The organism is Brotonthovivens ammoniilytica (genome assembly GCF_025566885.1).
Taxonomy (GTDB): domain Bacteria; phylum Bacillota; class Clostridia; order Lachnospirales; family Lachnospiraceae; genus Brotonthovivens; species Brotonthovivens ammoniilytica.
On record NZ_JAOQJQ010000009.1, the window covers coordinates 83,116 to 99,669 of the forward strand.

The following is a 16,554-nucleotide window of genomic DNA, read 5'->3' on the forward strand; positions in this document are numbered from 1 at the left end:
ATCTATTGATTTGAAATTACTCCTCAGCACCGTAAAGTGTTACTAATTTATTCAGATATTTATATCTTTCTTTTGCATTCTTTTCAGCTGCATCAAAGAGTTTTTCTGCTCTTTCCGGATTGAATCTTGCTAAAGCATTGTAACGTACTTCGCCGTTTAAGAACTCTTTGTAATCGCCTGTAGGAGCTTTGCTGTCCAGTGAGAATGCTGCTTTTCCTTCTTCTGCCAGTGCAGGGTTGAAACGGAAGTTATGCCAGTAGCCTGCTGCTACTGCCTCTTTCTCTTCTGTCTGCGCTTTGCTCATACCTTTCTTGATACCATGGTTGATACATGGAGCGTAAGCAATAATCAGAGATGGTCCCGGATAGCTTTCTGCCTCTGCAATAGCTTTTACACACTGATTATAATCAGCGCCCATTGCGATCTGTGCTACATATACATAACCGTAGCTCATTGCAATACTTGCCAGGTCTTTCTTCTTAATATCTTTACCGCCTGCTGCAAACTGTGCAGTTGCACCTGTAGGTGTTGCTTTGGAAGACTGACCGCCGGTATTGGAGTAAACTTCTGTATCAAATACCATAATGTTAATGTCCTGACCGCTTGCCAGTACGTGATCTAGACCGCCGAATCCGATATCGTATGCCCATCCGTCACCGCCGAAGATCCACTGGGATTTTTTAGCCAGATACTGTTTGTCCTTTAAGATCTCTCCGGCTTTGTCGCATCCACATGCTTCCAGTGCTGCAACCAGTTTATCTGTTGCAGGTCCGTTTTCCACACCGCTTGTATAAGTATCCAGCCATTCCTGACCGGCTGCTTTTACATCTTCATTGGATCCGTTAGCAACAACATCTTCTACTTTCTCTTTCAGAGCGCCTCTTAATGCATTGTTTGCAAGAAGCATACCGTAACCAAACTCTGCCGCATCCTCAAACAGAGAATTAGACCATGCAGGACCATGTCCTTTTGCATTTACCGTATATGGTGTGGACGGTGAAGAGTTACCCCAGATAGAAGAGCATCCTGTAGCATTTGCAATGTACATTCTGTCACCAAACAGCTGTGTAATTAATTTCGCATAAGGTGTCTCTCCACAGCCTGCACATGCTCCTGAGAACTCAAGCAGCGGTTTCTTAAACTGAGAACCTTTTACTGTATTCATTTTGAATTTATCTACAATATCAGTTTTTTCAGGAAGGCTTGCTGCATAATCAAAGTATTTCTGCTGTGCTGCATTTGCTTCAAAGTTGTTCATTGTAATTGCTTTTTCTTTTGCCAGGCAGACATTTACGCAGGAACCGCAGCCTGTACAGTCATATGCGGATACCACAATAGCAAATTTCTTGTCTGTTCCTCTTAAATCAAGCATCTGCATACCTTCCGGAGCGTTGGCAGCTTCTTCTACAGTCATAGCTACCGGACGGATAACTGCATGGGGGCATACATAAGAACATACATTACACTGAATACATTTTGCCGCATCCCATACAGGTACATCTACAGCAATACCACGTTTTTCATATGCGGAAGATCCGGATGGTGTGGAACCGTCAGCGTATTTTTTCACTACAGATACAGGTACTGAATTACCCATCTGGCCGTTTACTTTTTTCTGAATATCATTTACAAAATCAACTACATCCTGACGGTCACCGGTTGCAGCTTCTCCTGTAATAGAAGTATCCGCTGCCGTTTTCCAGCTTTCCGGCACTTCAATTTTAACAATTGCATTTGCCCCTGCATCAATGGCATCGTAATTCATCTGTACGATCTTATCGCCTTTTCTTCCGTAAGTAGCTTTTGCTGCTTCTTTCATCAGTGTGTTTGCCTGATCTGCCGGAATAATATTTGCAAGTTTGAAGAATGCAGACTGTAATACCGTATTGATACGGCCTCCCAGTCCGATTTCTTTACCGATTTTAATACCGTCGATGGTATAGAACTGAATATTGTTTTCTGCAATATAACGTTTTGCCTGTCCCGGAAGATGTTTCTCCAATCCTTCCATATCCCAGGAGCAGTTTAACAGGAATGTTCCACCCGGAACCAGATCCTGAACCATGTTGTATTTCTGTACATATGCAGGACAGTGACATGCAACAAAGTTTGCTTTATTAATCAGGTAGGTTGAGTGAATCGGAGATTTTCCAAAACGAAGATGGGAAATCGTTACACCGCCTGATTTTTTAGAGTCATAATCAAAATATGCCTGCGCATACATGTCTGTATTATCACCGATAATTTTAATGGAGTTTTTATTTGCTCCAACAGTACCGTCAGCTCCAAGACCCCAGAATTTACAGCTGATGGTTCCTTCCGGAGAAGTTACCGGATGCTCTTCTTCTGCCAGAGACAGATTAGAAACATCATCAATGATACCAATTGTAAATTCACCTTTGTCTGCATTGTGGTAAACAGCCATAATCTGTCCCGGTGTTGTATCTTTAGAGCCAAGGCCGTAACGTCCTGTAAAGATTTCAACTCCGTCAAATTTTGTGCCTTTTAATGCTGCCACAACATCCAGATATAACGGTTCGCCAAGAGAGCCCGGCTCTTTTGTTCTGTCTAATACTGAGATCTTTTTCACAGTATCCGGAATTGCTTCTAACAAAGCAGATACACAGAATGGTCTGTACAGACGTACTTTTACAAGACCGATTTTTTCGCCTTTTGCTGCAAGGAAATCAATGGTTTCCTCAATGGTCTCACATACAGAACCCATAGCGATAATAATATGTTCTGCATCTTCGGCGCCATAATAATTGAATAATTTATAGTTTGTACCAATTTTAGCATTTACTTTATCCATGTATTCCTGAACAATGGCAGGCATTTCTTCATAAGTGCTGTTGCACGCCTCTCTTGTCTGGAAGAATAAATCCGGATTCTGTGCAGAACCCATCTCACATGGATGTGTTGGATTTAAGCAGTTGTCACGATATGCTTTTAAAGCATCCATATCCATCAGATCTTTTAAATCTTCGTAATCCCATGTTTCAATTTTCTGAATCTCATGAGAAGTACGGAAACCGTCAAAGAAATTGATAAACGGAAGTTTCCCTTTGATTGACGCACAGTGGGCAACGGGAGTTAAGTCCATAACTTCCTGAACAGAAGAATCACAAAGCATGGCACAGCCTGTCTGACGGCATGCGTAAACGTCTGAATGATCACCGAAAATATTCAGCGCATGTGTTGCAACGCATCGTGCAGATACATTAAACACACCTGGAAGGCCTTCGCCTGCCACTTTATAAAGATTTGGAATCATCAATAATAATCCCTGTGAAGCTGTGTAAGTAGTTGTCAGGGCACCTGCTGCCAGTGAACCGTGAACCGTACCTGCCGCACCTGCTTCGGACTGCATTTCTGTTACTTTAACAGTTTGTCCGAAAATATTTTTTCTGCCCTGAGTCGCCCACTCATCTGTAGCCTCTGCCATAACAGATGACGGTGTAATCGGGTAGATAGCCGCAACATCAGTAAAAGCATATGAAGCATGTGCTGCTGCATGGTTACCATCCATGGTTTTCATAGAACGTTTCATACTAATTCCTCCTATTATTTCTACTCATTTTACTTCGTCAATTTCTTAACAATTTCTTTCTTTTATCATACAATACCAGTGCAAAAAAGCAACGTCATTATACCATAATTTTGCATTTTTTCAAATACACTTTTCCGGAAATACAGCCCATTTTCGGGGATTTTATTTTGATTATTTACATATTTCCACAATTTCATCCCACAATCAGATCTCTTCCAGAAATATCCAGCAGTATGATTTTGATATATTTTTCACCAGAGATCTTACTTTTTCATCTGTTCTTTCTTATTTTATCACAATATTTTGGGAATAACAGCTTAAAACACTTGCAAATTCTTTTATTTACCAATACAATAAACGGTATTGAAACCGTTGCTGTCTGGCATACGGTTTTTGTCTTGTGTATCTTGTATAAAATAATTGACATATATAAGGAAAGGAAACTATTTATGATCAGTGCAAATAATGTCACATTACGACTGGGAAAAAAAGCTTTATTTGAAGATGTAAATATTAAATTTACGGAAGGAAACTGCTATGGCCTTATTGGTGCTAACGGCGCCGGAAAATCAACCTTTTTAAAAATCCTCACCGGCCAGTTAGAGCCTACCAACGGCGACGTCAGCATCACACCGGGGCAAAGACTCTCCTTCCTTCAGCAGGATCATTTTAAATATGATGCATTTACCGTTCTTGATACTGTTATTATGGGAAATCAGCGCCTTTACGATATTATGAAAGAAAAAGACGCTATTTATATGAAAGAAGACTTTACCGATGAGGACGGCATCCGGGCCAGCGAACTGGAAGCCGAATTTGCAGATATGGACGGATGGAATGCTGAATCAGATGCTGCCATGCTGTTAAACGGCCTTGGCATTGATACAGATTTTCACTATCAGATGATGTCTGAGCTGACCGGCCCTTTAAAGGTCAAAGTACTGCTTGCCCAGGCATTGTTCGGAAACCCGGATATTCTGCTCCTGGATGAGCCTACCAATAACCTGGACTTAGATGCCATTGCATGGCTGGAAGAATTTCTGATTAATTTTGAAAATACTGTTATCGTAGTTTCCCATGACCGTTATTTTCTCAATAAAGTCTGCACACACATCGCAGATATTGATTACGCAAAAATTCAGCTGTATGCAGGTAACTATGACTTCTGGTATGAATCCAGCCAGCTGATGATCAAACAGATGAAGGAAGCCAACAAGAAAAAAGAAGAAAAGATCAAAGAACTCCAGGACTTTATCTCCCGTTTCTCTGCAAATGCTTCTAAGTCAAAACAGGCTACTTCCAGAAAAAAAGCCCTGGAAAAAATTCAGCTGGATGAAATCAAGCCTTCCAGCAGAAAATATCCATACATCGACTTCCGTCCGGAACGTGAAATCGGAAATGAAGTGCTCTGCGTAGAAGGTTTATCCAAAACCATTGATGGAGTAAAAATCCTGGATAATATATCCTTTATTATCGGCCGCGAAGATAAAGTCGCTTTTGTAGGCGGCAATGAGCTGGCCAAAACCGTTTTGTTTAAAATTTTAACGGGAGAAATGGAAGCAGACGAAGGAACTTACAAATGGGGTGTTACCACCAGTCAGTCTTACTTTCCAAAGGACAATACCCAGATTTTTGATACCGATCTGATTATTGTTGACTGGCTGACACAGTTTTCTGAAATCAAAGACGCTACCTATGTCCGCGGTTTCCTTGGCCGGATGCTGTTTCCGGGAGAAGACGGCGTCAAGAAAATGCGCGTGCTCTCCGGCGGTGAAAAGGTCCGTGTTCTCTTCTCCAGAATGATGATTGAAGCTTCCAACGTACTGATTCTGGATGAGCCTACCGACCACCTGGATATGGAATCCATTACGGCCCTGAATAACGGACTGATTAAGTTCCCCGGCGTCCTTTTATTTGCCTCTAGGGACCATCAGATTGTACAGACAACAGCCAGCCGTATTATGGAAATTTTACCAAATGGAACTTTAATTGATAAAATTACCACTTATGACGAATACTTAGAAAGTGATGAGATGGCAAGGAAACGTCAGGTATATACAATGGCCCAGTCTGATGAAGAAGATAACTAAACATCATACATGTTACAAAAGATGCTGTATACAGAATATTTACTGTGTACAGCATTTCTTTTTCCCGATTTTTGTTTTCAATTTCTTTTTCTTAATGACTTTACAATGATTTCACGAATATATAACGCTGCCCTGATAGTGCCTGTTCATTTCGTCTGATATATTAAAATCAATGTAAGCACTCACAGATTCCTTCCCTTTATTCATCGGAAACAGCCAATTCATGTTTCCTTAGGGAGAGGATTACAGGAACAGGAGCAGGTTATGAAAACAGCGATTTCAGTTATACTTCCTATTTATAATCAGGAAACCTATTTAAGACAATGTCTTGACAGCATTATAGAACAAACCCTTAAGGATATTGAAATTCTCTGCGTCAATGACGGTTCTACTGACAGTACTGCAGAAATTCTCTCAGAATATCAAAGAAAGGACAGCCGGATCAAAGTTTTTACCCAGGAACAAAAAGGCGCCGGAGCCGCAAGAAACCTGGGGCTTTCACAGGCCAGCGGAGAATTTCTTGTTTTCTGGGATTCCGACGACTGGTTTGAAAAGGATGCCCTGGAAACCATGTATATGGAAATCATTAAAAAACACGGGGACATCTGTGTCTGCGGCGTCAGAAAATATAATGAGGCAGACGGCAGCTCTCAGCCGGCTCTGTCCTACTTAAAGCTGCAGTATCTGGAACATAAAACGGTTTTTAATATTAAAGATATCCCTTCCCGGATTTTTAACTTTACCACAAATGTACCCTGGAACAAGATGTTCCGCCGTTCTTTTATCTTAGACCAGAACATCCGCTGGCAGGAAATTCCCCGTTCTAACGATACGCTCTTTGTAATGACCGCTCTCTCCTGCGCAGATAAAATATGCTATACTTCTAAATTTTTGATTCATTACAGAGTGAACAATCCAAAGAGTCTCATGGGAAGCGTCTCTGCTCAGCCCTTATGCGTCTGCGAAGCTTATCAGGAGACGTACCGGCAGCTGATTAGCCGGCAGGTGTTATCAGACCCTTCTGTAACACGCAGTTTCTGCAACAAAGCTTTAGATACCCTGCTTTACGTCCTTGCTTCCCAGACAGATGCAGCCGCTTTTATAAAACTTTACGGCTGTATTAAGGATCAGCTGATTCCCCTTCTTGGCATTACAGCTATGCAGGAGCAGGATTTTTACAATAAAGAGCAGTATCATCAGCTCCAGCTGATTTTACAGCACACTCCTTCCGAATATCTGCTGTTAAACTGGAAAGACGGGAAAGCAAAGGTAGATCAGTTAAAACGGGAAACCAGGGAAGTAGCCATCAGCAAGTTTAAAGCTGCTAAATTCATACTAAAACAGTTAAAAATTATAAAATCATAGCAGCAGGAGAAAGGATTATGAATGATTCTGTAAAGGTATCTGCCATCATTCCGGTATTTAACGGCGGTAAGTTACTAAAGAAGTGTCTGGATGATCTTATCTGTCAGACCTTAAAAGAAATTGAGATCATCTGCGTCAACGACGGCTCCACCGATGATACCCCCGAAATTTTAGAGCAATATGCAAAACTAGACAGCCGCATCCGTGCTTTTCATCAGGAAAACGGCGGCGCTGCTACAGCCAGAAACTATGGTCTGACCAAAGCCCGGGGCAGCTATGTTTTGTTTCTGGATGCAGATGATTTCTTTGAACCGGATATGCTTGAAAAAACCTGGCAGCGGGCCTGTAAGCTGAATACTGATATTGTGCTGTTTAAAGGCGACCGGTACCGGCATCAGGCACAGGAATTTATCCCTATGAAGTACGCTCTGCGGGATGAGCTGCTGCCTTTCAAAGAAGTATTTAACTATCATGATCTTTCTGATTATATTTTTAATTTTGTTGTGGGCTGGGCCTGGGATAAATTATATCGAAGAGAATTTTTAGAGACATCCGGACTTTCCTTTCAAAATCTTCGGACCTCCAACGACTTATATTTTACATTTCTGTCTCTGATTCTGGCAGAGAGCATCTGTGTGGAAGACAGCCTTCTGATTCATCACAGAATACAAATCAATGAGTCTCTCTCCGTTACCAGGGAACGCTCCTGGAACTGCTTTTATCTGGCAGGAAAAGAGCTTTATAACAAACTGCAGTCCTTAGGTGTATATCCGGAGGTTGAATTGTCCTTTGTAAACTGGATGCTGCATTTTTCCTTCTGGAATCTGGAAACCATAGAGGGCCCCTGCAAAGAAAAGGTTTACAATCTGATCCGCTCCGAAGTACTTCCACTGATTCAGTTTTCCCGTTTTCGGAAAGAGGATATCCGGCAGCCCGGACTTTATAAAAAGGCCAGGGATATGCAGACCATGGGCTTTACAGCGTATACAAAAAAGAATGCTGCCCGCAGGATTCTTCGCTTTCACGGAAGGCAGATAAAAAAAACGGCGAAAAAAATACTCCAAAAAACAAAGGGTTTTCAAACAAAAAGTTCTCAATAATATTTTTTTAAGGAAGGGGTACTATGCCAAAGGTATCAATTATTATTCCAACCTACAATGTAGAAGCTTATTTAAGACAATGTATGGACAGTGTCACCGGCCAGACACTGACAGATCTTGAAATTCTGGCTGTCAATGACGGTTCCACCGACCATTCACTGGAAATTTTAAAAGAATATGAAAAAAAAGACAGCCGCATCCGCATTCTTGACGGACCAAACGGCGGATACGGAAAAGCAATGAACCGGGGGTTAAATGCTGCCACCGGAGAATACATCGGCATTGTGGAACCGGATGATTTTATTCTTCCGGACATGTACAAAGATCTGTATCAAATTGCTGTCAAAGAAAATCTGGATATTATCAAAGCTGATTTTTACCGCTTCACCGGAGATAATCCTTCCAATCTGGAAAAAACCTATGTGCCTCTCTCCCCCTCCGGCCGGGGATACCGTCAGGTGATCTGTCCTGCCCACCGGCTGGAAGTCTTTAAATTTGTTTTAAATACATGGAGCGGCATTTATAAACGTAAATTTCTGGAAGACTTTCAGATCCGCCACAATGAAACCCCCGGCGCCTCTTATCAGGACAACGGATTCTGGTTCCAGACATTTACTCAGGCAGAAAGGATTATGTTCCTTGACAAACCTTATTATATGAACCGCCGGGATAACCCAAATTCTTCTGTCCATAATCGGGAAAAGGTTTATTGCATGAATGAAGAATATGCCTTTATCCGCCGGTTTATGGAACAGCACCCTGACATTTTAAAAACCTTTATGGGTGTTTATCACTACAAACAGTATCACAATTACGTATTTACCTTTCAACGGATTGACGATTCTTTCCGAAAAGAATACGCCAAAAGATTTGCCCTGGAATTTAGGGAAGCTTATGACCGTCAGGAAATAGATGAGTCTTTATTCTCTGATAAGGATCTGTACAACCTCTCCATTCTGCTGGAGGATCCGTTAAAATATTATTACTGGCAGAGCTTCAATTCCGAAATGCAGCGTCTGCTTCAGGAAAATAACCGCTTAAAGAAAGAAGTCCGTTATGTGGAAAAGCTTCGCAAAAGCCCTGTTTACCGGCCCGCAAAAGCTCTGATAAAAACCTGCCGCAAACTGCGCCGGAAATAATTTTTCCTAAATGATACTGGGTTTTATTACTTTTCTGTTATATGATAGTATATAAAAGAAAAAAGGAAAGAAACTATGAGATATGATGACACCTTCAAATGATACCATAAAACAACCAAAATCCATCGCCATTGTCACCGGCGCCTCTAGCGGACTTGGGCAGGAATATGTGAAATATCTGTGTGAAAAATTTCCCTTAGATGAAATCTGGCTGGCGGCAAGACGTAAGGACCGGCTTTATGCACTGGCAGATACACTGTCCGTCCCATCAAAGGTTTTCCCCCTGGATCTTGCAGATGAAAAAGCTATAGAAGTGCTCTCCCTGGCATTGGAAAAAGAACAGCCCTTTATTCAATTTTTAATCAACGCCGCCGGTTTTGGGAAAATGGGCTCTTATAAAGATATCCCGTTGAAAGAACTGGATCATATGGTCCTTGTAAACTGCAAAGCTATGATGGACATTACCCAGATTTGTATTCCCTACACAAAAAAAGGAAGCCGGATACTGGAAATCTCCTCCGTTGCTTCCTTTCAGCCCCTTCCGGGGTTTAATGTGTATGCAGCTTCTAAAGCCTTTGTCACCAGCTACAGCCGGGCACTGCACTGGGAACTGTTTTTAAAGGGCATCAAAGTCACCGGCGTCTGCCCTTACTGGATCCGCGATACGGAATTTATCGAAACTACAAAATCCGGAACCGCCAGGCCCGATGCCATCCGCCACTTTATGCTGGGCACCACTGCAAAAAAGGTCGTCCGAAATTCTATGTTTCAAAATAAAATAGGACTTGGTATTGCAACCCCAGGAATTATCAGTACACTTTATCGGCTGGGAGCTAAATTTGTTCCCCACGAAATCGCCATCGCCGCCTGGGAAGGCCTGCGGCGGCTATAACTTCTTCAGGCACAAAAAACCCCCCAGATTCCCCCGCTTTCCGTGGCTTGCTCTGTGGGAAAATAAAAGATCCGGATTACAGCAGGTGCAGATATTGGTAACTGCCAAGTGAGACTTTTTAATACCGGCTTCCAGCAGAAGGATTTCATTGGCTTTCCAAAGATCCAGCTGATACTTTCCTCCTGTTTTTGGAAGCAGAATTTCCTGCTCCTGTTCTTTAAATTCTCTTTTAAAAGCATCAGCCACATCCTCACTGACCTCATAGCAGTCCTGACAGATGGACGGGCCTATGGCAGCCACCACATCCTCAGGGCGGGTGCCGTAAGCATTTTCCATTGCCTGAATTGTTTTTAATCCAATCCTTCCCACAGTTCCCCGCCATCCGGAATGGGTCATTCCAATGGCTCGATGTATGGGATCCACAAAAAACAACGGTACACAGTCGGCGAAAAAAGTTGACAGCGTCAGTCCCGGCACATTTGTAATCAGGCCATCTACATCCGTATAAGTTCTGGGCTTTATCAGCCCGCACCCGGCGTCAGCCTCTGTAACTGTCCGGACATTTGTGGTATGTGTCTGATCTGAAAATACAAATCCTTCAAACTGCGTATGAAGAGCCCGGGCAGTCCTTTTAAAATTCTCTGTAACGTCTTTGGCACGGTCGCCTCTTGTAAAGCTTAAATTCAGTTCCGAAAACATTCCTTCACTGACTCCGCCTTTTCTGGTTGTAAAGCCATGTGACACAATCCCGGTTTTTTCAAGATTTTCAAAATAAAGCAGCGGAAACTTTTCTTTTTCACCTATTTCTTCATATTTCAGCTTTAATATCCGGTCCGCATTTTTTCTCACAAATTCCATAAATAACTATCCATCCTCCTGTTATATCCGAAATGTTCCGCAGTATTCAAAAGCATTTTGATACAGCCTGCATCCGGTATCATCAATACAGATAACATCAAACCTGCAGGCCGTAAAGATATTTTTTCCATGGGTTTTTAAATAAAACAGCGCCGTATTGGAAATATGTCTCTTTTTATTTAAGGTAACAGCCTCCTCCGGCGTTCCTGTCATATGATTACTGCGGTATTTTACTTCCACAAATACCAGCTCTCCATTTTCTCTGGCGATTAGATCAATCTCACCCAACATACAGCGGAAATTCTGTTCCAGGATTTCATATCCCTGCACTGTAAGCCAGGCCGCCGCCCGCTTTTCATAGAGCTTCCCCTTCTTATAATGATGATTCATCTGCTTCCCATTTCTGCTCTCTATGCTTATATGCCGGACACTTCTCTAATATTCACCGGTGGCTTCCTGATATTTTCGGCTTCCGGTCTGGGCATAACTTCTCTTTCCTGAAGGAATTACTGATTTTGTTTTCAAATCCACCGCATAATATTCCACCAGATAGGTGCTCTGCCCATCCTGTTCTGTTCCGTTCACTGCATACAGATAGCATTTTCCGTTTTTAGACATCCGGTCAAATACCAGCCGTTCTGAAAGTTCCTTTTCTTCTGATCCTATAGTTTCCCCACAGAGACCAAGATCATAGTATGTATTTCCTTTAGCATCAAACCCTTCTGTAAAAGAGCATCCCTTTTCTTTTAGTATCTGATCATATATCAGCCGGGCAGCCTCACTGTAGGGATCCTTAAGGTTTTGATCCTGCCACTCCTTTTGAACCTTATCTTCTTTTGCTGATTCATCATCACTTTCTGCTTTTGACTGTTCTTTTTGTGTCTGTTCTTCCTGCGGTTGCTCTTCCTGTGCTTTATCTGATTCCTGTGTTTCATCTGTCTCATAAAGAAACTCTATATCCTGATCTGACTCAATAGGTTTCCGCGCAAAGATTCCCACAGGTTCACAAAAATAATGCTCACTTTTATCCAGAAACCGGGGAATCAAGCTGTAAATCACTTTATCTGCATCCTGTTCTCAAGATTAGTATACTCAGTCATTGGTAAGATTTCCATCTCCTTTTATAGAAATAACCTCACCTTCATAGGTTGGTTTTGCGTGAACAGCGACGGTAAATACATCTTTCACTCTTGCCAGTATCTCTCGAAGCTCCCGGTAGGACTGTCTGGAATAGGTTCTGGCATCTGCAGACACTCCGTAAGCATCCAGCCCTAACTTGTCTGCCACATACAAGGCCCGGTATAAATGGTATTCCTGGGTAACAATAATTACCTTTTCTGCCTGAAAAATTTCTTTGGCCCGATACATACTTTCATATGTGGAAAACCCGGCATGGTCCATAAAAACATCCTCAGATACAATTCCCCGATCCATGGCATAATTCTTCATGGTGTTTACTTCGTCATAATCCTTTCTCCCGTGATCTCCTGACATCAAAAGCTTTGGTGCCGCATGTTTCTGATAAAGATCTATCCCCGCATCCAGCCTGTCCTGAAGCATATAGCTTGGCTTTCCTCCTGACCAGACCGCACAGCCCAGCACCAGAATACAATCCGCATCTTTCATCTGTGCAGCTTCTTTGGAGGTTATAATCCTCTCCTTCACAGAATATTTCACATATCCGTTTATGCCAAATACAACTCCCAGCACTGCCAGTACAACACATAATAATCCTATTAAAAAACATCTGATTCTTTTTTTCCACTTCATCTTCTGCTGTTTCCTCCTCCGGTCTCTGATACAGACCGGTTCCTGATAAAAAAGGCCGCCTTTGCGACATGACTCCATTCCGCCGCAGTGCGATCATCAGCGGAGCGTTTTTTGCTCTATAGGAATCGGTACTTTTCAGCTTTATCACAACACAGTATTTCCTATAGAGTAAAAAATTTGTTCTTCGGAACAATTTACTTTAACATACAGGACCAAAGTATTTGAAAAGAAAAAATAAATTTTTTATTAACATTCTGGGTTGTGCTGCATTGGCGGCAGAAATCTGGATTATTGCCGATATGACAAACAGCCATATAGAATATAGAAATGATATGTTTCACTTACTATACCACAATGGCTGTTTTTTGTCACTATTCATTTAGTTTATAAATTCATTTAAAACGCTGCTTTTCTACCGTCAGCAGTTTCAAAAGAGGACATTTTTTAATTATCCAGTTCAACATTCCCATCCACCGGATCAAATAAAAATTCATCCTGAATCAGGCGAAATGCGCCTATACTGCTTAATTCTTCATGCATTCTCTTTTCCATGGCAGTTACCGCAGGATACTGAAACCAGTTTTTTTGATGTATATAATTAAACCAGCTGCTGACCGTATAACCCTCCTGAATTTCATTTACAGTGTAGGATACATAACCTCTCTGCTGTCTGCTTCCATAAGGCATGGAAAACGCTGCGAAGACCTGCGTACTGTTCTGATCTTCTCCCTGGATATTGTTTGAGACATCTGTCTGGGAACCCAAAAAGTAATAATCAGAAACAAAAGTTTCCCCATTTTTATCATATAGTACACGCCCGGTTACATCACCGGCCGACTCCCATCCGTCAGAAACTACATGATACGCAGGCAAAAGCTGAATCGCTTCCGTACCGGAACAACCGAAATCCTTCTTCCAGAGAAAATGGTGGAAAATTATCCATTGTTCTTTCTCACCGGAAATCTGCACCCCAACCCCGGTGATACGCAGATTTCTAATATCTTCAGCAGGTTCATCTGCCACATTAACAACTACCTGCCGTGCACCCTCACAGGCCGCCAGATCCTCAGCACTGATATCATTTAAAACATACTCCGGGAAACCAAGCTGAAGAAGTCTTGATTTCGTATCAGCAGCCTTCGCAGCTTCATCTGCTTTAAGAACAGTCCATTCCATGGGATAACTACCGCCAAATGTATAACCACAGGCAGATCCGGCCAGGAGAATTGAAAGAAGTAATATCACAATACTGCGGTCTGACACTTTTTTGTATGCAGGCCGGATTACATACCCGGCTTCATCAAATTCTTTTGACAGTTTACACAGACTTCGAATGATAAATATATAACTGACAATCATGGCTCCCGGCACGATCCATCCGCTGTACTGAATAAGGGCAAGAAGGCACAAAAGAGCATACCAGACAATCAACGCCGTCGCCCCTCTCCCATGAGGCGAAATCCCTGCTTTTTGTTGAACAGACAGCACTCCCCGCCAAAGACAAACCAGTTCAAAAAACAGAATCGCCAGATGAAACAGTTTCAGTATGAAAACAGCCTGAGTATTATATATTACAGTTCGATAAATACTCGTATTAAGTATCAAAAAAGTATAAAAATATATGGTCTGAAAAACTGATAGAATAAAACAAATTTTAAACCACTTATTTTCATGTCTTAAATTGCAAAACCCCAGCAGAAGCAAAGTTGTACCGATGGCCGGCAGCACATATTCCAGCCACAGGAAGTCCAGTATGAAAGCATTCAGCGCCAGTCCTGCCAGTATTCGATACATCGGCTTTTTCCAAGGTGTTACTGCCGCAGCAATATTATCAGGAGGCAGTTTTGAAATACTGCTTTCCAGCATTTTTTCAAAATCCTTTTCTTTTATTGTTTCCCAGCTATGATTACTCATATTGTTCACCCCCCCAGCATCCTGCGCAGCTTCTTTTTCAAACGATAGAGTTTTCCTTCCACATCTCTCTTTGTCATATTCATTTCAGAGGCAATCTGTTCTGTGGACTGCATATAATAATATTTTCTGTAAAACAAAGTTCTTTCTTTTGAGGATAAATGCTGCAGTGCATCATAAACAGCTGCCTGTCTTTCCCGGCAAATGGCTTCATCTTCCGGATTCAGTTCTGTAGAAGGCATATCTTCCGGAATTTCCACGGTATTACTATGCAAAAAAATACTTCTTTTATAGTTCAGGGCACCATTTCTGGTAACTGCGGTTAACCAGGCATGAAAGCTTCCCCGTTTTGGGTCATACTTCCCGGCTTTTTCCCATACCTTCATTGCCACTTCAAAAAGACAGTCTTCTCTATCTTGCTCATTTGATAACACAGGGGCAATAATATATCTCATCAGAGGCCCATAATGCTTTAACAATGCCTTCATTCCTTCTTCCTCTTTCTGAAGCAGCAGTTTAACTATTTCCTGTTCCTTCACAACTATGCCCCCTTTTTTACTGTCTCTCTATTAAATCATACACAAATCTGCAGAAAAACCCACGGTTATTTTCAAAAATCCGCAAAAAAACAGCGATACGAAAAGCCAAAGCCCAGTATCGCCATTTTTTATTTTTCTATCATCCCGCTTTTCCAATAAACTTATCCCGGGAAGCAATCATCATAATAAATCCGATTACCAGCATTATAATATCAAAAATATACATAATTCCCGGATTTGTAAAGAATCCGATCATCATAACGCCCACACCTGCGCCGATTTCGAAAATGGTTCCAATGACACGATAGCCCGCTGTATAATCCCAGCGGCCGTATTTTGTGGCAACATAAGACGGAAGAAGATTACATAAAGCTCCCTGTGCCGCAAAAATAATAATTCCTGCCAGCCAGCAGAAAATTGCTCCTCTTGGCATTAATAACGTAAACAAAAATCCGATAATAATACAGATAAAATAAATAATAAATGCTTTTTTTGTTCCTGCTTTCTGATCAATAACTCCAAACAGAAAGCTTCCGATAATTCCCATAATACCGCCTGTGGCAAATATACCGGTTGCAAATCCCGGAGCATATCCATATCCGATCATTGTTGGAATGGCAGAGGCAATATAGCTCATTACCGCCATAAATGCAAATGCAGAACCAAGTCCGATAAACCAGGTATCACGGTCAGCCAATACTTTTTTCAGAGTAAACGGTGTTTTATATTCTTTCATCTGACGTGCAATCTCAACACCGTTTGCTGCATAGGAAGGATCTCCATCCGGAAATTCTCCTGCCTCTTCCGGTGTATTTTTTATAAACAGCATTGCAATAACAGCTGCTGCCACCAATATGATGGCAATTACTGTCATGCCCATTCCAAGTCCCAAGGCGCCTAACAGCTTCGGCATATAAGGTACATATACAATATTCATTGCCACAATGCCCATGGTGGTAAATCCAAGAACAACACCCTTTTTGGTGGGCCACCAGTTAGCAGTCAATGTCATACCGCCGTTCTTTTCATAGCCGCCCCCTAAAAATCCCATCACCAGAATAACAATCAAAAATACCGGAAGACTTTTGGTAGTTCCAAATACAATCAGCAGCGCTGCCGAGATAAATAACGTAATTACCGTTAAGTTTTTAGGTCCCAGTTTTCTCACTGCACCTGCCAGTGCAAGCACACCGATAGCTTTCATAATACATGCAATACCTGAGACAATATTGATCAGATTAATATCCCATCCCCGTATTTCTGAAAAAATCGGAAATACTGTATTATTGTTGCCGCCAATAATACTTGTTCCGATGAGAAACAGAATTGCCGTGTAGACC

At 41.8% G+C, this 16,554-nt stretch carries 13 protein-coding genes; 5 read left to right on the plus strand and 8 right to left on the minus strand.

Annotated features, from left to right (window positions below; all coding sequences use genetic code 11):
- Window positions 1-16 precede the first annotated feature (16 nt).
- Window positions 17-3,550: a pyruvate:ferredoxin (flavodoxin) oxidoreductase gene (gene nifJ, locus OCV88_RS15365; protein WP_158426328.1), complete on the minus strand. Its 3,534-nt coding sequence runs from the start codon at window positions 3,548-3,550 to the stop codon at window positions 17-19.
- Window positions 3,551-3,999: 449 nt separating this feature from the next.
- Between nifJ and OCV88_RS15370 the strand changes: the two genes are divergently transcribed.
- The 5 genes from OCV88_RS15370 to OCV88_RS15390 all read left to right on the plus strand — a co-directional run bounded on the left by OCV88_RS15370 (window position 4,000) and on the right by OCV88_RS15390 (window position 10,136).
- Complete coding sequence (locus tag OCV88_RS15370) at window positions 4,000-5,640, plus strand: ABC-F family ATP-binding cassette domain-containing protein (RefSeq protein WP_158426329.1); 1,641 nt, start codon at window positions 4,000-4,002, stop codon at window positions 5,638-5,640.
- Window positions 5,641-5,904: 264 nt separating this feature from the next.
- Window positions 5,905-7,005, plus strand: coding sequence for a glycosyltransferase family 2 protein (locus OCV88_RS15375; RefSeq protein ID WP_158426330.1), 1,101 nt, complete (start codon window positions 5,905-5,907; stop codon window positions 7,003-7,005).
- A 17-nt stretch (window positions 7,006-7,022) separates the two neighbouring features.
- Entirely contained in the window at window positions 7,023-8,105 is a 1,083-nt protein-coding gene (locus OCV88_RS15380) for a glycosyltransferase family 2 protein (RefSeq protein ID WP_158426331.1), read from the plus strand.
- A 23-nt stretch (window positions 8,106-8,128) separates the two neighbouring features.
- Window positions 8,129-9,244: a glycosyltransferase gene (locus tag OCV88_RS15385; protein ID WP_158426332.1), complete on the plus strand. Its 1,116-nt coding sequence runs from the start codon at window positions 8,129-8,131 to the stop codon at window positions 9,242-9,244.
- A gap of 82 nt (window positions 9,245-9,326) precedes the next feature.
- Entirely contained in the window at window positions 9,327-10,136 is an 810-nt protein-coding gene (locus OCV88_RS15390) for an SDR family NAD(P)-dependent oxidoreductase (protein ID WP_158426333.1), read from the plus strand.
- Here OCV88_RS15390 and pgeF read toward each other — a convergent pair.
- The 7 genes from pgeF to OCV88_RS15425 form a co-directional block, all read right to left on the minus strand.
- A complete protein-coding gene (pgeF, locus tag OCV88_RS15395) occupies window positions 10,131-10,994 on the minus strand; it encodes a peptidoglycan editing factor PgeF (protein ID WP_158426334.1) in 864 nt (287 codons plus the stop codon). The two genes, OCV88_RS15390 and pgeF, sit on opposite strands and share 6 nt — an antisense overlap.
- A gap of 21 nt (window positions 10,995-11,015) precedes the next feature.
- On the minus strand, window positions 11,016-11,384 hold the full coding sequence (locus OCV88_RS15400) for a YraN family protein (RefSeq protein ID WP_158426335.1): 369 nt from the start codon (window positions 11,382-11,384) through the stop codon (window positions 11,016-11,018).
- A 45-nt stretch (window positions 11,385-11,429) separates the two neighbouring features.
- Window positions 11,430-12,053, minus strand: coding sequence for a hypothetical protein (locus OCV88_RS15405; protein ID WP_158426336.1), 624 nt, complete (start codon window positions 12,051-12,053; stop codon window positions 11,430-11,432).
- A 33-nt stretch (window positions 12,054-12,086) separates the two neighbouring features.
- Window positions 12,087-12,764, minus strand: a complete 678-nt coding sequence (locus OCV88_RS15410) for a SanA/YdcF family protein (protein ID WP_158426337.1) — start codon at window positions 12,762-12,764, stop codon at window positions 12,087-12,089.
- A 444-nt stretch (window positions 12,765-13,208) separates the two neighbouring features.
- Complete coding sequence (locus OCV88_RS15415) at window positions 13,209-14,678, minus strand: hypothetical protein (RefSeq protein ID WP_158426338.1); 1,470 nt, start codon at window positions 14,676-14,678, stop codon at window positions 13,209-13,211.
- A 5-nt stretch (window positions 14,679-14,683) separates the two neighbouring features.
- Window positions 14,684-15,214: a sigma-70 family RNA polymerase sigma factor gene (locus tag OCV88_RS15420; protein ID WP_158426339.1), complete on the minus strand. Its 531-nt coding sequence runs from the start codon at window positions 15,212-15,214 to the stop codon at window positions 14,684-14,686.
- A 139-nt stretch (window positions 15,215-15,353) separates the two neighbouring features.
- On the minus strand, window positions 15,354-16,554 hold a 1,201-nt coding region (locus tag OCV88_RS15425; RefSeq protein ID WP_262591477.1), incomplete at its 5' end, for an MFS transporter.